Genomic DNA, 21106 nt, shown 5'->3' with positions numbered 1-21106 from the left:
TCCGCTCTTCCGTGTAAAAAGTCAGGATTCATCCGGATCACAGGAAAGGCGTTCTTTCCGTATCTTCTGACGCATGGGTTCTGAATGAAGATAAAGTGCCTCCTCATTCAAGTAGGAATCCGGCTGGGCCATCGTATGGAAAAAAGAAAGAATGGTCTCAATCAGGGGCGTGAATTCCTTCTTTTCTGTTAACGAAGCAAGCTTTTCACTTACCCGCACATACAGGGAATCAGGCTGGTGAATCACAGGTGACAAGTTACTGTACTGAAGAAATACTGATTTATAAAAGAATTGGCCCAAAGCCTGCTGTTCCTTCTCTGAGGCGGGTGGCTGAAGGGACATCACGTTCTGACCGGCGTTAATAGCGGCTTTCCAGGCGTCAACTGTCTTGGACATATCTTTTTCCCCATCCATGGCCAGCGTAAGGGCGCACGCGGCATTCCATGCCTTTTGAAGGTCCAGGATGACTTGACGTTGCTGTTTTTCAGAAGCGCCCGCGTGTTTGTCACGGAATAGGGGATCATAACCCTCTCTGGATAATCGGGAGGGCATGCGGAGGGTTGCGCCTTCCAATCCCTCGGCAATCATCGCCTGGAACTGCTGGCCGTTGAGAATGTCCGCGATCTGTTTCCGGGAGGGGCTGTTCGGAGATAGTTTGGAGTCCAGCTCCTTACAAATATCTCTGATTTGCCGGTCTCTCCAATTCAGGGCGAAAAAATTGTCCCTGGGACCTTCAAAAGGATCAAAAATGATTTTTTCAAGAAAACCTTGATGAAGCGGATCCGTGGCTTTTGCACGCCTGGCCAGTTCTTGAACTGCCTGCAAATAGTCTTCATCCGGAAATTTTCTGATGTAGTCAGCCATCTGTGTAAGCTCCACCCTGGAAAACCGGGAAAGATCATTGAAGATAAAGGGAATATTCTTAAGAATAAGCTGACGGCATTCGGCATCCGCCTTTGCCGCGGCCTTCCATTGCTTCTCCTTGATGCATTGACTTTTCTGTTGCTGAACAATTTTTATTTTTTTCCAATAATCCGGACTCTCCTGATTATTGGAAAAAGCCGGAAAGGAAAGCAGGCTCAGCAAGAAATAAGATAATAGTTTATTCATGTTTTCTAAAATAATTCGGGAATATTAAATATAGAATTTTATTGTTATCAGAAACTCCGCCACTAATTCCTGCACCGTCATAGTCTATAATAGCACAGTGGGCATCATCGAAACAAAGCCATCCAGGCTCAGGTAAAACAGTGGAAGCCTTGAACCATTTCCACCCTTTTATTGTTGTATTTGGTGATATCCATTCTGCAACTATGGGGGCCCGTGATTGGACGAGGTTGATGGTGAAGGTAGGAATATCAATACCACAGGAATGGCAGTGGTAAAATACAAATATATTACATTTGCTCTGATTATAAAAATTATTCATTCCAAAGGCATTATGCCCGTAATTCTTTACTTCTTTTTTAAGAAGAGCCGCTTCCGTATAAAGCTGTTTTGTTGCGGTATCCAATGGAGGAGAAGCGTTACGGAAAACATCTTCCAATTTGTCAAAATCATACCACGGGGTCAATTTGGCATAAGTCTTTTTCATCAAATCTGCGATGGCACTATTAATAAGGTTTTTCTCATGCTGACTGTTGACTACCCCTACGCAATCCGGGTCTCCCCTACACAAAAAAGGAGATTTTTTTCCACCATACGCATCTTCCCGCCGAGTATATGTAAAAATTTTACCATTGATTTTAGAACGCACACGGTAAATTCCCGGAGTATTGCACTGGTAGGTACATGTTGTTCCATTTCCAACTTCAACCCATTGGGTTTCAAAATTAAGTGTCTTTGATGCTCGAAGCCGGCATATTTCCCATGTGATAATATCTTTAAATTTGCTTTTTTGTCCCAGCATATCCTTATTCAACGCCATTTCTATGCATTCTCCCTTAATCAGCAATACTCTACTGTTCTCCGTAGGCGCATTTTGCTTCCGCACGGAAATGTCCACCACAACAGGAGTGACGAAAAGGGTAATTCCGTCTAGATCTTTTTTCCCCGGAGCCGGATTGTAATAGGTCTGGGAATATTCAATGTCAAACGTATGGGTGCCGGGCATCAAAATGTGGGGATAATCCCTTCTTCCCTTGGAAATATCATGACCTTTGCCGCTTTCTTTCAGCCATTCCTGTTTTTTTCCCTTATCGTCCGTAATGGAAATAGTGCAACCGTCATCTGATACCAGAGTCACGAAACCGATACCGCAAGGCTGACCAGAAAAATCGTTGTTTTTGTCGTCGTCATATTCAGGGCGTTTACGGGAATTGGGAGCCTCCTTAAAAGTGAAGGAGACGGAATAATTCTCCTTGTGAGGTTTTCGAGGATCATCAACAATGGTTGAGTTAGGTTTTTTGACATGGCCTTCCAATACAATCCCACTCTTGAACATTCTCAGTGAGAAGTATCTATCAATGTTGAGCTGGTCCGGCAAATCCGGAATCCGGAGCCTGATCCCACGGTACATTTTACCTTCCGTGGTGATTCAGATGTGGACCCATTTCATTATTTGGGGCTGTCTCTCCTGTAAAAAGAAAGACAGCCCCTTAAAAATCCAGCACCCGGGAGTCCTACTCCCTCATCAGCGCCACGCGCATGGACTGGCACTTGAGCAGGGCGGCAAAGGCGGCGTAGTCCGTTTCCCGGTCTGAGGAAACCAGGCAATACTGGTACCGGGGCAGGCAGGCGTCCTCCCGCGCGGCATTGCGCAGGCGCAGGGAGATCACCTCGTCTTCATCCGTCTGGCGGCCGCAAAGGCGGTTTCTCAGCTCTTCCTGAGGCACGTAGATGTAGACGTCCGTATAGCATTTGGGAAGAATGCCGTCCACGCAGGCGCGGATCTGCTCCGCCCCCTGCACGTCTATGTCCATCACCACGTTTTTCCCCTGTTCCAGAAGATTCAGGATGTCCGCCTTCAGCGTGCCGTAACGGTTGCCGTGCACCTCCGCATATTCCAGAAAGTCCCCCCGCTCCACCCTGGCGGCGAATTCGGCGGCAGTCAGGAAGTGGTAGTCCACCCCGTCAACTTCCCCGGACCTGGGACGGCGCGTCGTGCAGGAGATGCTGTACACGCACAGCCCGTTTTCCGTCGCGCGGCGGCACAAGGTCGTTTTCCCGGAACCGGAAGGCCCGGACACCACCAGCAAAGTTCCCAATGGCTGTTTCATGGCTGTTATTCGATGTTCTGAACCTGTTCCCTGATTTTTTCCAGCTCCGTCTTGGCCGCCACCACCAGATGGGCCAGCGTGGAGTCGTTCGCCTTGGCGCCGATGGTGTTGAATTCCCGGAAGATTTCCTGGCAGAGGAAGTCCAGGGGCCTGCCCGCGGGCGCGGACGAACCGCACAAGGTGCGGAACTGGTCAAAATGGGAGGAAAGGCGGGTGATTTCCTCGGAAATGTCGCACTTGTCCGCAAACAGGGCCACTTCCCGGATGATGCGTTCATCGTCCGCAGAAACGGACAGGTCGGCCTCCGCCAGACGCTTGAGCATGGCTTCCCGCAGCCTGACGGGCACGGAAGGGGCGTGCTCCGCGATGCTGAGGCGGAATTGTTCCAGCGTATCCAGCTTGCCCAGCACGTCCGCTTTCAGATTGGCTCCTTCCGCCGCGCGCATGGCGGTAAAATCTTTCAGGGCGGCCTTGAGCGCCTCTTCCACCACCGGCCAAGCCTCCTCCGGAGAAAGGGCGGCTTCCGCCGTGGAAGCGATGATTTCCAGCCGCAGCAAGTCGGACGCCTGGAGGGGCATGGGCTGCCCGGCCAGGTCAGCCGCGCGGTTCAGCAGCCCCGCGAGGGAGGCCAGCTTGTTTTCATCAAGCTGGAGGGAGCCGTCCGCTTCCGCCAGCCGTTCCACGGAGACGGAGACGCCCACGCGGCCGCGTGATACGGCCCCCTGGACGATGGAGCGCACGGGGGCGTCCCATTCCGCATAGCTGCGCGGCACGTTGACGGCAATTTCCGTCTGTTTGCGGTTTACGCCTGATATTTCAACAAGGATGTTGTAACGGTCTGTCTGGGCAACGGCTCTGCCGAAGCCGGTCATGCTGTTCATGGTTACGGGTCAGATTTAGGTTAAGAATGGGAGTAGGCCTTCTTCACCTCGTCCGCCACGATGGAAAGCCCCTTGCGCAGGAGTTCCTCCGTCTGGGTGAAGCTGATGCGGATGCATTCATGCCGGTGCGGCCAGGGTTCCCCCTCCTCCGGAAGGGCGAAGAAGAAGTGGTGGCCGGGATTCACAAAACATCCCCGGGCCTTGCACCGTTCGTAGAGTTCCTGGCACGTGATGGGAAGCCCCTCGAACCACAGCCACAGGAACATGGCGCCTTCACTCTTGTGGACGCGCCACGGGATGGATTCTCCGAAGAGTTCCGGCAGCAGGGACAGGGCGAATTCCGCCTGTCCGCGGTAAAACGGCGTGAGGGTTTCACGGCAGACGCGCTCCAGCGTGCCGTCTTCCAGATAGGGCGTTACCAGCGCCTGGCCCAGGTTGTTCGGGCACAGGGAGGAGGTGGTCACCATGCTGACCACGGCCCGGATGACGTCCGGGCGCGCAATCACGATGCCGGTGCGCGTGCCGGGCAGACCGATTTTGGAAAGGCTCATGGTCAGGATCATGTTTTCATCCCAGGCCGGCTTCACGGGCACAAAGCAGATGTTGGGCAGCGGCGGTCCGTAGGCGTTGTCAATCATCAGGGGCACCCCGGCGCGGGACGCCATCTCCCGCAGGCGGTCCAGCTCCTCATCCGTCACCACGTTGCCGGTGGGGTTCGTAGGGCGGGACATGCAGACGGCGGCCGTTTCCGGGCGTATGTCCAGGCGGTCAAAGTCAATCACGTACTTGAACGTATGGCCGTCCAGCATGCGGATGCCGGGCCGGATGCCCCGGAACATCACGCCCCCGCACAGGGACTGGGACTGGTAGCCCACATAATCCGGGCACAGCGGAAAAAGGATTTCACGCATGCCTCCGCCCGGGCAAGGCCCCGCGAGCATGTTGAACAGCGTGAAGCAGGCCATCTGGCCGCCCTGGGTGATCGCCACGTTCTCCGGCGCCAGGTTCCAGCCGCAGCGTTCATTGAGAAAACGGACCAGCGCGCGAATGAAGGCGGGGTCACCGCCCGGATGGGCGTAATGGCCCACCAGCACGTCAAACTTTCCATTCCGCACCAGCTCCGCCATGCTGCGGCGCCAGAGTTCCGTCACCTCAGGAATGACGGCGGGGCTCCCACCGTTCAACTGGCACAGGCCTGTTTCCTCCGAATGGAGGGCCTTGAACAAATCCTCCATCAAATCATCAATACCCGTTCTGGCCGTCAGGTGGCCTCCAATCTCCGATAATTGCATCATGCCGCGGGCATTGTAGCCGCATGCGCGTTTTATGCGAGAAAAATCATTGTTCCGCAGGGCGCATGAACAGTTTGACTTTCCCCCCCGTTAATGTTCATAATCCCCGGCATGTTCAATATCGTGCGATTCACCAGGCGTACCTGTCCGGCGCTGGCCCTTGCGCTGGCCCTCACCTCGTGCGACAGCGGTACGAATGAAGCCCTTACCTCCTTTATTACGGGAAATTCCTCCTCGGAACACCAGCAGCTCCAGGCCCAGCTCCAGCAGGCGAAGGACGCCCTGGCCCAGATAGACCAGGAAATCAGCCGCGCGGAATCCCACGACGCCCGCGTGAACTACAATCTTCAAAAACGGCTTTCCACCCCGGGAAAAGTCACCACGCCTTTCACGGTGAAGGATATTGACATTCTGCCCTCCAAGCGCCGCGACTTCGAGCACCTGTGCTTTGACATTGAAGACATGCGCAAGACGCTGGCTCAGCGCAAGCAGGAGTTCCACGCCCTGCAATACCAGTATAACGCGTATGCCGCCAAACTGGCCGAATTCAAGCAGTCCCACCCGGTAGATTAACCCCACCCCACGCAACCCATGACTGACTCACCTTCCCCCAAGCAGCCGTCCGACGAGGCCCTCCCTCCTTCCGAAGACGAAACCCGCTTCGCCCCCAGGGAGAACGGCGAAGAACACAAGGACGGAACCTCCGCCCCTGCGGCTAAAAAACGCCTGAAAACCTCCCTGGACGTTGTGTCCGAACACGCCGCGGAAGAAGAATCGACCCGGCAGGAAGACGCCGAACGGAAAGCCAGGGGAGACGCCCTTTTCTGGAATCTGTGCCTTGGGCTGTTCGCCCTCATCGTCATCGGGGCCGGCTACATCGTTTATGAAAAATTCTCCCAGCTTCCGGACCCGGTCAAAGACGCGCGGGAGGCGCTGGAGGCCAATCACTCCCAGCTCCTGAAAAAGCAGGTACAGCTCATGGAAATACGGAACAGGACCGCCCCCAAGGAACAGCTCCTCGGCCTGCTGGACATTTTTGAACATACGGCATCCGATCTGGAAGAGACGCAGAAGTCCATTGAGAAGGAGAAAATGCGCGTGGCCGGCATCCGGGGGGAAATCCGCTCCTACTTTGAACGCTACCGCCAGGACGCCAGGGCCAAGGCCCGCGGCCGCAAGTTCGACATCCTCAGAACATCCCATTCCGGCAAAACCTACCTGAACGTGGAAATCACCCGCGTGGAAAATGAATTCGTGCGCATCATGCACGAACAGGGGAGCACCTCCATTCCGGCCGGAGACCTCCCGGACGACATCCGGGAAATGCTGGCCTACGGCGACCCCCTGAACATCACGGCCATGAACCAGACGGACGCCTCCCTTCAGGCCCCCGTGATCCGCCGGGCGCCTTCTCCGGCTCCGGCTCCCTCCCCCGCTCCACAGCCCCCCAAAAAGAAAGTGGTGGTGGAGGACCTGGACCCGCCCGCCGGGAAGCCGCAAATTGAAACGCCCACACACACGGGAGATTCGGACGGATCCTCTTCCGGGAACATGTGGGTTCCTCCCGCCCATTCTCCGCTGCCCCCCATGTAACAATCATCTCCATATTATGAAAACACTCATATTACCCCTCGTGGCCGCGCTCCTTGCCGGAGTCGCCGGAGCTTCCGAAGCCTGGAGCACCAACCCCGCAGAGGCCATGCAGCAGGCCGCCGCCCGGAAAAAGGGCGTGATGCTGGAATTCACCGGTTCCGACTGGTGCGGAGCCTGCATCATGCAGAAAAAGCAGGCCCTTTCCCTCCCCAAGGTGCAGGAAGACATCGCCCGCTCCTTCATTCCCGTGGAACTGGACTACCCGCGTAAAAAGCAGCAGGACGAACAGACAAAAGCTTCTCTGGAAACCTACAAGAAATCCTACGGCATCACCGGATTCCCCACGCTGGTGTTTGCGGACGCCCAGGGGCGCCCCGTCCATACCGTCGTAGGCTACTCCAATCCGGACCAGGTCATGCAGGATACGGAAAAGGCGGCGGAAGCCCTCAAAACGCAGCAGGCCCTGACGGCCAAACTGGCGGGACAGCTTACAGAGCAAGAGCGCCGGGACGCCCTGGTCCAGCTGCTGAACACGGTTCCCCAGTCCAGCATCCGCACCTTCTATAAGCCGGCTCTGGAAGAACTGGCGAAACTGGATCCGCAGGATGCTTCCGGCATCCGCGCCAAACTGAACAGGAAAGAGCTGCTCAATACCCAGAGAGAGGAATTGGCCGATACGTTCCGGCAGAAAAACGTCCACATCCTGGCGGAGCAAAAGCCTGACGAAGCCCTTTCCATCATGGACAGCTACCTGAAGAAGGACGGGCTGCTTCCGGAAGTCAAACAGGCTGTCCTCATGCAAGAGGTGAACCTGCTTATGCAGCAAAACAGGGTGAATGAACTGGAACGGCCTCTTAAAGAAGCCATTGCGCTTCTTCCGGACAGCTTTGAAGGAAAAATGTGCAGCAGGCTTCTGGAAAAACTGCCCGAAATCAAGAAGGAACGGGGCCAGCTGAAGCCGGGGGAAGAGCCCCCGCTTCCCCCCGGAGCCATCCGGGCCACTAAAATGATCGTTCCTCCGGCGCCCGCGAAAAAATAACCTATTTTTTCCTGCCGGGTACCGGGTTCTCCCTGCCCGGCAGGTCCGCACATGGACCTTTCCGCCAACCACATCCTCGTCGTCTTCCTGCTCACTACGCTGGCCGGTCTCGCCACCGGCATAGGGGGCTTCATCGCCTTCTTCATGAAGAGGACGGATACAAAGACGCTTACCTTTTCCCTGGGGTTTTCCGGCGGGGTGATGGTGTACATTTCCCTGGTGGAACTGCTGGGAGAGGCGCAGCACCGGCTGATGGAATTTGAAGGCCACACGGCAGGCGCATGGATTGCCATTGCCTCCTTCTTCGGAGGCATTGCCGTGGCGGCCCTGATTGACTACCTGGTGCCGGAAGACGAAAACCCGCACGAAGCGCGCGGCCCGGAAGACATCCACGGGCAGGGCAGCGGGGAATTTTCCTCCTCCAAAATCAAAAGGTCCGGCATCCTGTTCGCGCTGGCCATCGGCATCCACAACTTTCCGGAAGGGGTCGCCACCTTCGCCGCCGGGCTGGACTCCCTGACGCTGGGCACGTCCATCGCCCTGGCCGTAGCCGTCCACAACATTCCGGAAGGGATTGCCGTGGCGGTGCCTCTTTACTACGGCACAGGCAGCCGTAAAAAGGCCCTCTTCTATTCCTTCCTCTCCGGCCTGGCGGAACCGGTGGGCGCGGCCATCGCCATGCTCTTCCTGTTCCACTTCCTCACCCCCACCGTGCTGGCCATCCTCTTCGCTTCCGTGGCGGGCATCATGGTCTTCATATCCTTTGACGAGCTGCTGCCCATGGCGGAACGCTGGGGGCACCACCACATTTCCATCATGGGCATCATTGCCGGGATGCTGCTGATGGCGGTTGTCCTGATCTGACCGGCTCTGCTGCGGGAAAGAAATTTTCCGTGTCCTGGACGCGGGCGTATTGAGCATTTCCCGGCGTCAGGGGGTCTAAACGGAAACCCCCTTCTCATCCATGCCGGACTCCCCTGCTACCCCTGCTACCCCTGCTACCCCTGCCGTTTCCGCCGCTCCACAGTCATCTTCCTCCCCTTCCCCCCTTTCCTGCTGGAAAAAAGGCTTCCGCCGTTATGCGGATTTCCGGGGCTGCACTTCCCGGGCGGAATTCTGGTGGTTCATGGCTCTTCCCCTCCTGGCCCTGATTCCGGCCCTGGCAGGCTACATCCTGACGGACTGGCTGCACATTCCGGATACAAGGCTGAGCGTTTACGGGGACGCCCTGACCATCCTCCTGTGGGCAGCCCTGATAGTTCCCTGCGCGGCGGCGGCATTCAGACGCCTGCATGATACGGGCAGGAGCGGCCTCTGGATTCTTTCCGTGCTGCTTCCCTTCGGCCTGGGGCACCTGATCTTTTTCTACCTGACGCTGGGAGAAAGCAAGACGGACGGCAACAAGTACTGCCGCCGCGCGGGCGCACAGCCGGCAAACGCCTCCGTTACTCCCGGAGAACGGAAAAAGCCGCCTTTCACGCCGTTTTACCTTTACTGGCTCATCAGCCTGCGGAAGCTGACCACGGTGGCCGGGCGCGCCTCACGGGCGGAATTCTGGTCCTTCTTCCTCCTTTCCGTCCTCCTGTTCCTGCCGCTGGGCTACAGCATGATAGACGTGGACAGCAACCCGCTGGGCTTTTACGTCTCCCCATCCCGCCAAATCCTGCTGTACGCCGCCCACCCGCAGGATACCCTGATCCTGCTGGCGCACGCCTGCTTTAACCCCACCTTTTACTTTTTCTACCAGGCCGGAGAGCTGAGCATGCTTTCCCTGGAGCTTCTGGCGGCTGTGGCGGGGCTCAACATCCTGTTCAACCTGCCGGTGGCCGTGCGCCGCCTGCATGACAGCAGCCTGAGCGGAAAATTCATCCTGATTCCCATCCTCATTTTCATCGTTACCTTCCTGCTGATTTTCCTGCTGCGCCTGATTCCGGAGGACATGACGCCCTACCTGGGCTATCTGGGGATGGCCTCCAGCCTGATGGACCTGTTTTCCATCCTCTTCCTGTCCATGATGCTGCTTAAAAGCTCTCCCGGCCCCAATGAATATGGCGTGCTTCCGCAAAAAATAACCGTATCCTGATTCCAGGATACGGTTGAAAAACAGTCAACGCCGCAGGAGGCCGCATTGTTCGCCTGCAAATGGAGGAACGTCAGTCCCCGAAGCATACGCCCAGGTCGCGCGCCGTGCGCACCAGCTGGCAGTCGGGGTCCACCAGCTTCAGGGTTTTCACGGCTTCCTCAATGGGCACGGCAGTCATCTGCGTTCCCCGGAGGGCAACCATGCAGCTGAACTTGCGCTTTTCCACCAGCTCCACGGCGTAACTGCCGAACCGCACGCCCAGAATACGGTCATAGGCGCAGGGGGAACCGCCGCGCTGGATATGGCCCAGCACGCAGGAACGCGTTTCAATTCCCGTGGCTTCCTCCAGTTTCTTGGAGATCACCTTGCCGATGCCTCCCAGGCGCACTTCCCCCTGGGTCTTTTCATCCAGCAGCACCAGTTCGTCCGCCAGGCGGGCGCCTTCAGAGACCACTACCAGGATTTCCCGCTGCCCGGCCGCCTTGCGGTCCTTGATGCATTTCACCACATTTTCAATGGAGAAGGGAATTTCCGGCAGCAGGATCACATCCGCGCTTCCGGCGATGCCGCCTTCCAGGGCAATCCACCCCGCATGCCGCCCCATCACTTCCACCACCATCATGCGCTGGTGCGCGTTTGCGGTGGTTTCCAGGCGGTCCAGGGATTCGGAGACGATGGAAACGGCGCTGTAGAAGCCGAAGGTGACATCGGTCGCGCCCAGGTCGTTGTCAATGGTCTTGGGCACCCCTACCACGGGAAGGCCTATTTCAGAAAGCAGCAGAGCTGTGGACTGGGAGCCGTCTCCGCCCACGACGATCAGGGCGTCCAGGCCCAGCCGCCGGATGGTGGCCTTGGTCTTTTCCAGCACGGCGGGTTCAATCGCCCCCTTCTGGTCCACGCCTACCTTGATGGCGAAGTTCCCCTTGTTCACGGTTCCCAGGATGGTGCCGCCCTTGGCGCGCAAGCCGCGGCAGCAGACAGGAGTCAGCCATTCAAACCGTTCATTGCCTTCCTCGGACAGAAGCCCTTCAAAACCGTCGTAAAAACCGACAACGTTCCAGCCGCGGCGGGAAGCCGCGCCTACCACACCTTCAATGACTGCATTCAACCCGGGAGAGTCACCCCCGCTATTCAAAACACCGATGTTCATATTCGGTGCCTCTTATAGCAGAAAATTCCGGGGCCGTCTACTTCCTATCTCTTTTCTGTACCAGATTTCACGGGAAGCTGGACAAACTCCTTGGGATCCTTCATGTCCATGCCGGAAGCCTGCCAGTTTTCCCACACCCGCCAGCCGGTGGTCATCATCTGCTTGGCCAGGGGATAGCGGTTCGCAGAGCCGAGCACCACAATAATCATGCGCTGCGGGTAAATCACCTCCGTCCCCGTCTGGGGGCTGCGGCGGGAGATGGCGTTGCGCGTCACGCTGAGCAGCAGGCAGGGGCCGGCGGCGCGGGAGGTTCCCGCCTTGATGCCGTCCACGCCGGGAGAGCTCATGAGCTTGTTGTTGTTGGAAATATCATACATCGTCCTGCCCTTGGTCTGGGACTGCACCTCAATGCGGCGGCTCGCCTGGGAAACGATGTAGCAGAAAGCCGGGTTCTGCATGCTGTAAACACCCAGCAGGGCCATGTCCAGCGCGCAGGAGGTGGAAACGGAGTTGCCCGCGTCCAGGCCGTGGGGAGCGGTGAAGCGCGTCTTGGCCATCCTCAGGGAACGAGCCAGGTTGTTCATTTCCGTCACGAAGGCGGCAATGGGTGAGCCGCCGCCCCGGCGGGACACCAGGTCACGGCCCACAAAGGAGGCGATGGTCAGGGCGGACACGTTGTCCGAGCCCAGCAGGGTGGAATACAGCGCGTCCCGGAGCGTCAGGCGGTCTCCCGGCTGGAGGTCCATGGGATTTCCGGCGCGGAGGCCGAAGGCTTCCTGCGGCACGGCGATGAAGGTGTCCAGCGGCAGGCGCGTGCGGGCCACCCAGTCCAGCGTCACCATGGCGGTAGCTACCTGGGAGAGGCTGGCTACGGGCCGTTTTGCTTCCGCGTTGGAACTGAAAAGAAGTTTGCCGGAATTGGCCTCAATGGCGATGTAACTGGGCCGTTCCTGCGCCTGGGCGGAGAACTGGAATACACAGGCCAGGGTCAAGAGGAATAGAGATAGCTTTTTCATGGCGGGACCGGCGGGATAGTGCCCGTTCCCCCCACGTTTGAAAAGTCTAAAATATTTTCCGTACAACACTTATATGTCATGACACGGAAAAACGCATTGACCTTTCGGCTCCTATCCTATTTGTTGGAGGAAGCCGTTTCCCGCAAACGGAAGCAGTCCGGACATCCCCAACGCCATGACCAGCATTCAATTTTTTTACAACCGGGACTTTCCGGGAAACGCCCTGCGCTCCAACGCCCGCCAGGCGCTGGACCGTCTGGGCATGAAACCGGAGATGCGGGAAACGGAAGCCGCGCCGGAGCAGGTCGGCGCTCTGCTTCCCGCCCTCGCCATTGACGGGGAGATCGTCGTTTCCGGCGTGGAGCCCTCCGTGCGCGAGCTGGAAATCCTCTTTGAAGACCACGCGCAGGAAGGGGAGGAAGATTCCGCCTGCGGCGCGTGCGGCATGGAGTGCGGCGGCGTGAACGGCACGGAGCATTGCCCCATGTGCGGCCAGCACGGGGAAGGCGGCAGCGTGGCGGGCAGGATTATCGGCTTCGTGATCCTGCTCATTATTCTGTTCCTTGCGGTTAAAATACTGTCCTGAATCTTTCCACGCCGCCTTCGTCTTCCCTCCTTTTACAGCTGCCCCACGCGCCGGGATTGGGCCGGCATGCGCCGGCGCAGTCGCCGCTCTGCTTCTGGGCGCCTTCTTTCTGCGCCGCCGCCCCTTCCGGAAATGGGCGTGCGCAGCGGCGGAGTTTTACGTGGCCGTTTACGGCGTTTCCAGCCCATGCAGGCGGTCTTGATAATTTCTTGAATTCCCCTTTCCGTCAGGACACAGTAACGGCATGCGCTCCTTCTTCGGTTCCATTCTCCTCATTCTGGTGCTGGCCGCCCTTGGCGCCACCATTTACTACCACTGGTCCACCAACTCCCACCTGGAGTTCGAACTCCGCAACCCTGACGAACCGGAAAAAACCACGCAGGTCATCAACATGGAGAAGCGGGCTGCCGCCCTCCAGGCGGGCCCGGCGGCAGAAGCCCCTGCTCCCGCTGCCCCCCCTGCGGAAGAAGTTCCGGCTCCCGCCACGGGGATACCGGAAGCCACGGAATTGTAAGGGCGCCACTTTCCACACCATGAAACCGGTTATCGGATACACGCTGGGCGACCAGTCAGGCATAGGCCCGGAAGTCATCTCCGCAGCTCTTGCCTCCGGAGAGCTCCCGGAAGGGGCGGAATACCGCCTCATCGGCAAGAGGGTGCAGGTCCGCCTCGGCAGGCCGAATGCGGAATCCGCCAAGCACGCCTTTGACCATCTGGAACAGGCGGCCCATGCCCTGCGGGAAGGAACGGTTGACGCCGTCGTCACCGCGCCCGTCTGCAAGGAAACCCTGCACGAGGCAGGCTTCCGCTGGCCGGGACAGACGGAATTCTTCGCGGAACGCCTGGATACGGGCAATTACGCCATGTGCCTGACCGGAAAACGGCTGACGGTGGGCCTGGCCACCATCCACACGTCCCTTCAAAGCGTGCCGTCCCTGCTGAACACGGAGGAACTGGTCCGCATCGGAACCCTGTTGAAAAATTTCTGCCTCCGCAAGGGAATCCTCCGCCCGCGCATCGCCCTGGCGGCCCTGAACCCCCATGCCGGGGAACACGGCGCCTTCGGCGACGAGGACGGAACTATTATTGCCCCGGCCGTAGAACGGCTGGGGGCCATTCATCCGGACGCGGAATTTGACGGTCCGTCCGTTCCGGACTGCGTGTACCGGGACGCCGTGGAAGGGAACTATGACGCCGTGCTGGCCCCATACCATGACCAGGGGCTGATTCCGCTAAAACTGGTGGACTTCCATACCGCCGTGAATGTCACGCTGGGCCTTCCCCGCCCCCGGCTGAGCCCGGACCACGGAACCGCCTTCAACCTGGCGGGCGCCGGAAAGGCCAATCCGTCCAGCACCATCCACGCCTTCCAGCTGGCCGTAAGGATGGCGCAGACGCGTTAACGCCCCTCTTCTTTCCGGAGTTTTTTCCGCCACACCTCTGCCACCCGTTCCGAGGCTGAAACCCAATACCGGAAGGTTTCTTCCATCAGGGGATCACTTTCCTCCCTTTCTCCTTTATTCCACAAAAGCAGAGCAATCGTTAACAGATCTGCGGCGGAACGTTCCAAGGCTTCCCTGTCATGCTCCCTCTTTTGGAACCAGCACCATTGTTCAGGCGTCAGGGCCGGAAGCCTGGAAAACCTTTCCGCCATCTCCACCTGCCGGTCTGCATAACACCGGATTAACAAAAAACGCCTCTCACGGGAAATCCGGGGAACCGTATCCGTCAACAACCCCAGAACTTCGCCACTCCAGCACCGTTGCAGCGTTTCTTCCAGACTGCCGTTGACCAGCGGGTCGTGATCTATCTTATAAGACAGGGAAGATTCAGGATTCAACTTCCAGGCCAGCAGCTTTTCATAGGAGTCTCCCTCCGGGGATGACGGCAAAGGCAGTTCCGCCTGCGCGATGAAATTATCCAGGGAGTCTATCGCCGTCTTGGACGCCCACATCATCCTGCGCAGCGCAGAAAATCCCTCTTCCGCCTCCTCATGGGTAATGACGCCGTCATCCTCCAATTCCGATAAGGAAACTATCTCCTCCTTTTTTTCCCGTTTCCTGCTTTCCGCCATTTTTCTGAACAACTGCACATCCACGTCAGCCACACGGCACCACTCCTGCGTGGTAGGGGGTCCGGACATGAACGCCTCCCGCCACGCCTTTTCCATCCGGTCAGCCTCCCGGTTCAATTCCTTGACCACTTTTTTGCAGGAGGAGGAATCCTTCACCTGGCTGCCAATCGTCTCCAGAGCCCTGGTAAACGTTTCATCCCCCACCACATCCACCATCCGGACGCCGGAACGGGCGCTCCCGCAGCAGAGGAATCCGGCAAGAAGCGCCATGCAGAACAATTTCACCATGAACGGATGATTGGCAACCGTACGGGAAAAGTCAATCTCTTCCGTTGCGGCGTTCCCCATTCTTTCCTTCCCCGGCGGGAATAAAATGCAGGAAACGGCATCTTCCCGGAAACAAGGTAAAAAATAGGCTTGCTTTCTGAAGACAATCATTGCACCTTACTTGCCCGCAAGGTGCGCACCGTTCGCACGACACATTTCTAATTATCACAAGACCATGAGAAATTACGAAGCTCTTATCGTATTCAACATGAAGGGTACGGAAACCCCCGTTGAGGAGTTGATCAATACCGTAGCCGCCACGATGAAGGAAGAAGGCGCCGACATCACCGCCACGGAAAACACCGGCCGCCGCGAATTCGCTTACGAATCCAACCACCTTTCCGCCGGCCAGTACGTGACCTACACGTTCTCTGCGGAACCTTCCGCCATCAAGACCATCCGCGAACGCCTTCGCCTGAATCCCCAGATTCACCTTCAGTACTACAAGGTGCTCGGCTAAAGCCGGCCCATGCGGACGAAGCATCCGCTCCTTGCCTTTTATCAAAAAGAACCGCCTCCCTAAAGAGGCGGTTCTTTTCTTATGGCCAGTTCCTTCCGTGCACGGAAGCAGGGAAGCCTTGTTCAGTAAACGTTTGCCGCCCTGGAGACAATGTTCCTCAGCAGCTGGCGGATGGGGGCAACAGGAGGCAGATTTTCCACGCCGTATGCCCTGGCAATTTTTTCCATGTGGGGAAAGCTGATCCAGGTGCTGCCCTCCTTATCCTCCCATACGGCAATGCGCAGGGGCAGTTCCGTGGCAATGCCCGGGTTTTCCAGCATCAGGTTGGTGCCTACCTTGGGAGAGCCGAAGATGACGACCTTGGAGGGGGGCATTTCCAGTCCGGCTTCACGGGCGTTCTTACCGTGGTCAATCCTGGCAAAGACGGGAATGGATTTTTCCGCCAGAATTTTTTCAATGCGCTCCATGGTTTCGTCCACGCCGAAGACGCTTTCATAAAGATACAGGGAATCGTCGTCCAGATGGCCGGAGCCCAGCTTGGGATCCAGCGCCCCGGCGATGCGGCGCGCCAGATTGGTCAGGTCCACGCCCTCCTTGTTCGCCGTCAGCGTCACGCACACGAGTTCGGACGGATCCGTGAACCGGCAGATGTAGGAGGAGAAGCCGGGAACGCCGCCTTTAATATCCATCAGGCCCTTGTGGTGAGGGAACTGCCAGCCGGCCATGGCCGGAACGATTTTCCCGTTGTCCAGCCGGATGGGCTTGTAAATCATGTCCCGGTGCTTTTCATCCTTCACCAGGATGGAGCCCGCCAGGCAAATGTCCCAGAAGCTGATTTCCTGCGGCGTGGACCAGATGTCCGAAAAACCGCGCAGGGAGGAGCGCGCGGGCGGCGGAACGGATTTAACGGCGCCGTCCTTTACCGCATAGCCCGCCGCCGTTTCCGCCGGGTCCACATATTCCACACGGGATTTGAACAGGGAATGCCTGTTGCCGTGTTCGCGCACGTTGTCCTGCTGCACGGCTCCCAGATCCTTCCCGAACATGGTGTGCTGGAGGCCCAGCGGCTGGAACTGGTTTTCCCGGACGAATTCCTCATAAGGCATGCCCGCCACCGCATCAATGACCATGGACAGAAGCAGGAAGTTCGTGGCGCTCTGGCGCACGTCCGTTCCGGAGGGGAATTCCAAATCGTTCAGCCTGACCAGGGAAAGGAGTTCCGCCGGATCATAATCCCGGCCTATATCGAACTGGGGGGATTTCCTGTAGTCCGGAATGCCGGAGGAATGCTGAAGAAGCTGGAGCACGGAGACATTCTGCCAGGCTTCCGGCAGGCCGGCCACATAGCGGGACACCTTGTCATGGATGTCCATTTTGCCCTTTTCCACGAGCTGGAAGGCGGCAATGGCGGCATATCCCTGGGAGATTTCCGCCGCAGGCCACAAGGTATTGGTGGAAGACAGCAGGCCCGTTTCCGCATTGGACAAGCCGTATCCTACCACGCGGGGAATGTAGGGGGCCTGGACAATCGCAAGGGTCATGCCGGGAATTTTTTCCTCCTGCATGAAGTCGTAAATCAACTGGTCCATGGACTACCCAAGGTACTCTACCCTGGAATTTCCGCGGCCCTGAGCCGGGAGCTGGATGGTTGCAGATTCTTGAGCGGACATTTTGGTGGGGATGTTATTTGCATGTGCGGGAAGGCCGCCCAGCATGCACGCGCATGCGAGAATCCCTCCTGTTAACCTGAATGATTTATTCATGGGTGTCTTTTTATAAGACCGCATTCCGCGCATACGGTTCATTCAATTTGTCATCACTATCCCCAAAATAACGCAAAGGCGGGAGAATGCAATCCTCCCCTGCCCCGTCCTCCAGGAAAAGGGTCCTCCCGTCCCGGTTCCGTGATTTGCGGGCTACAGGGAAACGAAGTTTTCCAGCAGCTTCACGCCCAGTTTCTGGCTTTTTTCCGGGTGGAACTGCGTGGCGACCAGGTTGCCGCGCCTGATGGCGGCGGCAAAACGCACGCCGTAGGTGCAGAAGGCGGCCGCTAGGGATTCATCCTCCGGCTGCGGATAATAGGAGTGCACAAAGTAGAAGTACGGCTCCGGCCCCATGCCTTTCCAGATGGGATCGGCGGGATTGGAAAGAGTCAGGCTGTTCCATCCCATGTGGGGCACCTTGAGTTCCGATTCCGCAAAACGGACCACGCGGCCCTTGAAGATGCCCAGTCCGGGCACCTGTTCGTCTTCCTCCCCGGTTTCAAAGAGAACCTGGTAGCCCACGCAGATGCCCAGAAAAGGCTTGTCCTGCCCTATCCACGTCCGGATCAGCGGCACCAGCTCCTGGCTGCGCAGCTTTTCCGCGCAGTCGCCGAAGGCGCCCACACCGGGAAGAACCAGATGGGTCACGCCTGCCGCATCCTCCGGCGTGCGGACCAGATGGCCAGTCACGCCGGCAGCCTCAAAGGTGTTCAGCACGCTGCGGAGGTTGCCCGCGCCGTAATCAATCACGCCGAGCTTCATGGACTTACAGCATTCCCTTGGTTGAAGGCAGCGTCCCGGCGGCACGCGGGTCAATGGCCGCGGCCTGCCGCAGCGCATGGGCGATGCCCTTGAAGACGGATTCCGCAATATGGTGGCCGTCCCTGCCGTAGAGCACTTCCACATGCAGGTTGCAGCGCAGGTTGTTGGCCAGGGCGCGGCAGAATTCCTCGCACAGGGTCAGCGGAAAGTTGGGCGCGTCCGGAAGGCCCCCTTCCGGAATGCGGAAGACCACATACGGGCGGTTGCTCAGGTCCATCACCACGCGCGTAAGGGTTTCATCCATGGGCAGGTAGGAACAGCCGTAGCGCGCAATTCCCTTCTTGTCCCCCAGGGCGTTCTTGATGCATTCCCCCAGAACTATTCCTACGTCCTCCACCGTGTGGTGGGCGTCCACCTCCAGGTCGCCGCGGGCCTGGAGGGTCAGGTCCATCAGGGAATGGCGAGCCAGCAAATCCAGCATGTGGTCAAAAAACGCATGGCCCGTGGCGACGGCGGCGCACCCGGTGCCGTCCAGGTTCAGTTCCATGCTGATGTCCGTTTCACCGGTGACCCGTTTGCAAGAAGCGTTCCTCATGTGACTCTTCTATACCGAAGCCGCGGCGGAAGAAAGCAGGAAATACCGCATGGGGTAAGATTTGCCCGCTTTTCCGCGCAAAAAACCGCATGGCCCAGTAATAGGGCCATGCCACCGGAGCCCCCTCCATCAGAAGAATTCCAGGAGGCTTTTATATTAAACAACACGGGGTAAATGGACTAAACAGGCCCGACAAACAGAATGGGTCCAGCTTTACTTGATCCATCCTGTCCATGAAGGCCATTTCTGCGGCGCTCCCCGGAGGGTCTTTTCTCCGGGAAACAGCCGGATTATTTTTTCCTGGCCTTGGCAGCGGCAGCCCGTTCCTCCTGGCGCTTCTTATCCCGGTCTTCACGGGCCTTGCGCGCCGCTTCCGCACGTTCCGCGCGTTCGCGGGCACGCTGTTCCTGCAGGCCCGCGCGCACCGTCTCCGTCAGTTCCTCATAGTATTCCCTGGGAACCTGGGCGGTGCGGACTTCCGTCAGGGCCTCCATGGCCTCGTCAAATTTCTTCTCGTCACACAGGTTCCAGGCCTTTTCCAGTGCGGCGGAGCCAGCCCCGTTTTCCGGGTCCTGGTTTTTCAGGCGTTCCGCATCCGTAGCGGCCACCAGCTTGACGTCCCTCATGGCTTCCAGGGAGCCGGCCGCAGGTTCAAACCACCGGTCCCCGCGCTCCTTGACCTTCTTGCGCAAGGCCCGGTGCACTTCCGTGAGCTGGTTTTCACGCTCCCGGATGGCGGTCTGCCTTTTCTGGAAAGCGTCCATCAGGAGCTGGCGCTGCTCTTTCGTCAGCTTGGGGTCTCCGCGGCGCTTTTCCTCTTCCTTTCTCAAGGTTTCACGTTCCTTTTCCAGGGCTTTTTCCTTGGCGGCTATCATGACCTCCAGCTTGCGGTTGAGCTGGCCGGCGATTCTGGAGGCATCCGGATAGGCGTCCGCCAAAGCGGCGGAGCCGGGGTAGCCGTCACGCAGGCGGTCGTACACAGCCATGGCCTGGTAGGGATTGCGCACGGCAAGCGCCTTGAAGCGCTTCAACAGCTTATTGGCCTCATGGTCATATTTGGTGCGCACGGTCACTTCCGCTTCCTCCTTGGCTTCCTGGGCGGCCTGGGCTCCTTCCACCAGCTTCTTCTCCTCCAGCAGAACCACCACCCTGGCCCTGGCCTTGACGGCGGCGTCATGGGCAAGCCCCTGGGGATTCTTCTTGATGGTCTTGTCCAGGTCCGCCAGGGCGCTTTCCAGGTCCTTGGCGTTCATGGTTTCCGGCTTGGCGTACGTCTTGTTGATCTTGGCGGCCTCCAGTTCATCCGGAGTCGCCTTCTTGATGGATTCAATCAGTTCCCTTTTAACGGTCACGGAATCCTTGATCCCGCCGGCTACGGGGACCAGGAGGCTGACGCTTTCCGGCGTTTCCACCTCCACGGTGCAATCCTTGTAAACGGTTCCATCCTTGAGTTTTACTTCATCCGCCGCGGCAAGCGGAACGAGTGCGGTCAACGCCAATATGAGGGACTTGTTCATAAATCTAAGGCTTTTTTCCAGAGTAATCTGACGAATACGTATCTTGCACTTTACCAGAAGACGCCCTCTTGGCGACAAAAAAAAGCCCGGAGCCGTAAAAACGGTTCCGGGCCCGGAGAGATAAAAAACAGGCTGTTTCAGGCTTACTTCTCGGCAGCGGCTTCTTCAGCGGCCGGAGCGGCTTCCTCACTGGAAACGCGGGGGGCTTCCACGATGGCCACGATCACGTCGCCGGCCAGTTCCGTGTTCACGCCGGAGGGCAGCTTGAGATCGGCAATGCGCAGGGTTTCACCCAGCTTCAGGCCGGAGATGTCGGCAGTAATGGCTTCCGGCAGGTTCTTCACCTGGCAGACGATAGCCAGTTCATGAATGGTCTGGTCCAGCACGCCGCCCAGGGCTACGCCGGCGGCTTCGCCTTCCAGAATAACGGGAACGATGGAGTGAATGACCGTGGTGTCGGTCACGGCCTGGAAGTCCACATGCAGGCAGGCGTTGGTGATGGGGTTGTGCTGCACTTCCTTGAGGAGGGCCTTCACGATCTTGCCGTTAATGTCCAGGGCCACCAGGATATGTTCGGAAACGGCGGAAGCCAGCATGCGAGCGAATTCGCGGGCGTCAACCTGGATATTGACGTTGTCAAAACCGGGACCGTAAACCACGCCGGGGACCAGGCCCTGGCTGCGGAGTTGCTTCAGATTACCGGAGCCGCAGGCTCTCGTTTCGGCCTTGAGGGAATGGGATGTAGCCATG

22 protein-coding genes are annotated in these 21106 nt (G+C 58.0%); 9 read left to right on the top strand and 13 right to left on the bottom strand.

What is annotated here, in order from left to right:
- Positions 1-21 precede the first annotated feature (21 nt).
- The 5 genes from M8N44_RS01475 to M8N44_RS01455 form a co-directional block, all read right to left on the bottom strand.
- Positions 22-1110 (bottom strand): hypothetical protein, encoded by a 1089-nt coding sequence (locus M8N44_RS01475; RefSeq protein WP_022397286.1) that lies wholly within the window; start codon positions 1108-1110, stop codon positions 22-24.
- Positions 1103-2443 carry a hypothetical protein gene (locus tag M8N44_RS01470; protein ID WP_215451227.1) on the bottom strand — a complete coding sequence of 447 codons (1341 nt, stop codon included), beginning with the start codon at positions 2441-2443 and terminating at the stop codon, positions 1103-1105. Before M8N44_RS01470 ends, M8N44_RS01475 begins: the two co-directional genes overlap by 8 nt.
- A gap of 178 nt (positions 2444-2621) precedes the next feature.
- On the bottom strand, positions 2622-3218 hold the full coding sequence (gene gmk / locus M8N44_RS01465; protein WP_022397288.1) for a guanylate kinase: 597 nt from the start codon (positions 3216-3218) through the stop codon (positions 2622-2624).
- Between the two features lie 5 nt (positions 3219-3223).
- On the bottom strand, positions 3224-4099 hold the full coding sequence (locus tag M8N44_RS01460) for a YicC/YloC family endoribonuclease (RefSeq protein ID WP_022397289.1): 876 nt from the start codon (positions 4097-4099) through the stop codon (positions 3224-3226).
- A gap of 20 nt (positions 4100-4119) precedes the next feature.
- The gene (locus M8N44_RS01455) at positions 4120-5394 is read right to left on the bottom strand and encodes a valine--pyruvate transaminase (RefSeq protein WP_022397290.1); all 1275 of its coding nucleotides are present in this window, start codon (positions 5392-5394) and stop codon (positions 4120-4122) included.
- Between the two features lie 108 nt (positions 5395-5502).
- Between M8N44_RS01455 and M8N44_RS01450 the strand changes: the two genes are divergently transcribed.
- The 5 genes from M8N44_RS01450 (at position 5503) to M8N44_RS01430 (ending at position 10106) form a co-directional block, all read left to right on the top strand.
- Positions 5503-5964: a hypothetical protein gene (locus M8N44_RS01450; RefSeq protein WP_146018153.1), complete on the top strand. Its 462-nt coding sequence runs from the start codon at positions 5503-5505 to the stop codon at positions 5962-5964.
- A gap of 18 nt (positions 5965-5982) precedes the next feature.
- Positions 5983-6984: a hypothetical protein gene (locus M8N44_RS01445; protein ID WP_102728875.1), complete on the top strand. Its 1002-nt coding sequence runs from the start codon at positions 5983-5985 to the stop codon at positions 6982-6984.
- Positions 6985-7000: 16 nt separating this feature from the next.
- The gene (locus tag M8N44_RS01440; protein ID WP_102728876.1) at positions 7001-8023 is read left to right on the top strand and encodes a thioredoxin family protein; all 1023 of its coding nucleotides are present in this window, start codon (positions 7001-7003) and stop codon (positions 8021-8023) included.
- Between the two features lie 51 nt (positions 8024-8074).
- Positions 8075-8887, top strand: a complete 813-nt coding sequence (gene zupT, locus M8N44_RS01435; RefSeq protein ID WP_102722568.1) for a zinc transporter ZupT — start codon at positions 8075-8077, stop codon at positions 8885-8887.
- Between the two features lie 100 nt (positions 8888-8987).
- A complete protein-coding gene (locus M8N44_RS01430; protein WP_249852991.1) occupies positions 8988-10106 on the top strand; it encodes a DUF805 domain-containing protein in 1119 nt (372 codons plus the stop codon).
- Between the two features lie 70 nt (positions 10107-10176).
- On the opposite strand, the gene M8N44_RS01425 is transcribed toward M8N44_RS01430, so the two are convergent.
- A complete protein-coding gene (locus M8N44_RS01425) occupies positions 10177-11256 on the bottom strand; it encodes a 6-phosphofructokinase (RefSeq protein ID WP_022396132.1) in 1080 nt (359 codons plus the stop codon).
- Positions 11257-11300: 44 nt separating this feature from the next.
- Complete coding sequence (locus tag M8N44_RS01420; RefSeq protein WP_102722569.1) at positions 11301-12272, bottom strand: D-alanyl-D-alanine carboxypeptidase family protein; 972 nt, start codon at positions 12270-12272, stop codon at positions 11301-11303.
- Positions 12273-12447: 175 nt separating this feature from the next.
- Between M8N44_RS01420 and M8N44_RS01415 the strand changes: the two genes are divergently transcribed.
- From M8N44_RS01415 to M8N44_RS01405, 3 genes are all read left to right on the top strand, one after another.
- Positions 12448-12858 (top strand): thioredoxin domain-containing protein, encoded by a 411-nt coding sequence (locus M8N44_RS01415; RefSeq protein ID WP_102728878.1) that lies wholly within the window; start codon positions 12448-12450, stop codon positions 12856-12858.
- Between the two features lie 244 nt (positions 12859-13102).
- Positions 13103-13372, top strand: a complete 270-nt coding sequence (locus M8N44_RS01410; RefSeq protein ID WP_102728879.1) for a hypothetical protein — start codon at positions 13103-13105, stop codon at positions 13370-13372.
- Positions 13373-13391: 19 nt separating this feature from the next.
- On the top strand, positions 13392-14261 hold the full coding sequence (locus M8N44_RS01405) for a PdxA family dehydrogenase (protein WP_102728880.1): 870 nt from the start codon (positions 13392-13394) through the stop codon (positions 14259-14261).
- Here M8N44_RS01405 and M8N44_RS01400 read toward each other — a convergent pair.
- Complete coding sequence (locus M8N44_RS01400; RefSeq protein ID WP_215458489.1) at positions 14258-15220, bottom strand: hypothetical protein; 963 nt, start codon at positions 15218-15220, stop codon at positions 14258-14260. The genes M8N44_RS01405 and M8N44_RS01400 overlap by 4 nt on opposite strands.
- 214 nt (positions 15221-15434) lie before the next feature.
- Between M8N44_RS01400 and rpsF the strand changes: the two genes are divergently transcribed.
- Positions 15435-15719, top strand: coding sequence for a 30S ribosomal protein S6 (gene rpsF / locus M8N44_RS01395; protein WP_022396138.1), 285 nt, complete (start codon positions 15435-15437; stop codon positions 15717-15719).
- Positions 15720-15841: 122 nt separating this feature from the next.
- On the opposite strand, the gene M8N44_RS01390 is transcribed toward rpsF, so the two are convergent.
- The 5 genes from M8N44_RS01390 to M8N44_RS01370 form a co-directional block, all read right to left on the bottom strand.
- The gene (locus M8N44_RS01390) at positions 15842-17308 is read right to left on the bottom strand and encodes a serine hydrolase (protein ID WP_249852990.1); all 1467 of its coding nucleotides are present in this window, start codon (positions 17306-17308) and stop codon (positions 15842-15844) included.
- 327 nt (positions 17309-17635) lie between these two features.
- Positions 17636-18244 carry an imidazole glycerol phosphate synthase subunit HisH gene (gene hisH / locus M8N44_RS01385; protein ID WP_022396140.1) on the bottom strand — a complete coding sequence of 203 codons (609 nt, stop codon included), beginning with the start codon at positions 18242-18244 and terminating at the stop codon, positions 17636-17638.
- Between the two features lie 4 nt (positions 18245-18248).
- Positions 18249-18839: an imidazoleglycerol-phosphate dehydratase HisB gene (gene hisB / locus M8N44_RS01380; RefSeq protein WP_102722573.1), complete on the bottom strand. Its 591-nt coding sequence runs from the start codon at positions 18837-18839 to the stop codon at positions 18249-18251.
- 290 nt (positions 18840-19129) lie between these two features.
- Positions 19130-20356, bottom strand: a complete 1227-nt coding sequence (locus M8N44_RS01375) for a hypothetical protein (RefSeq protein WP_022396142.1) — start codon at positions 20354-20356, stop codon at positions 19130-19132.
- Positions 20357-20499: 143 nt separating this feature from the next.
- Positions 20500-21105 (bottom strand): 50S ribosomal protein L25, encoded by a 606-nt coding sequence (locus M8N44_RS01370; RefSeq protein WP_102727434.1) that lies wholly within the window; start codon positions 21103-21105, stop codon positions 20500-20502.
- Between the last annotated feature and the right edge of the window lies 1 nt (position 21106).

The organism is Akkermansia massiliensis (assembly GCF_023516715.1).
In the GTDB taxonomy this organism is placed as follows: domain Bacteria; phylum Verrucomicrobiota; class Verrucomicrobiia; order Verrucomicrobiales; family Akkermansiaceae; genus Akkermansia; species Akkermansia massiliensis.
Note: the sequence above shows the minus strand (reverse complement) of the source record. Positions and strands in the feature narration are given on the sequence as shown.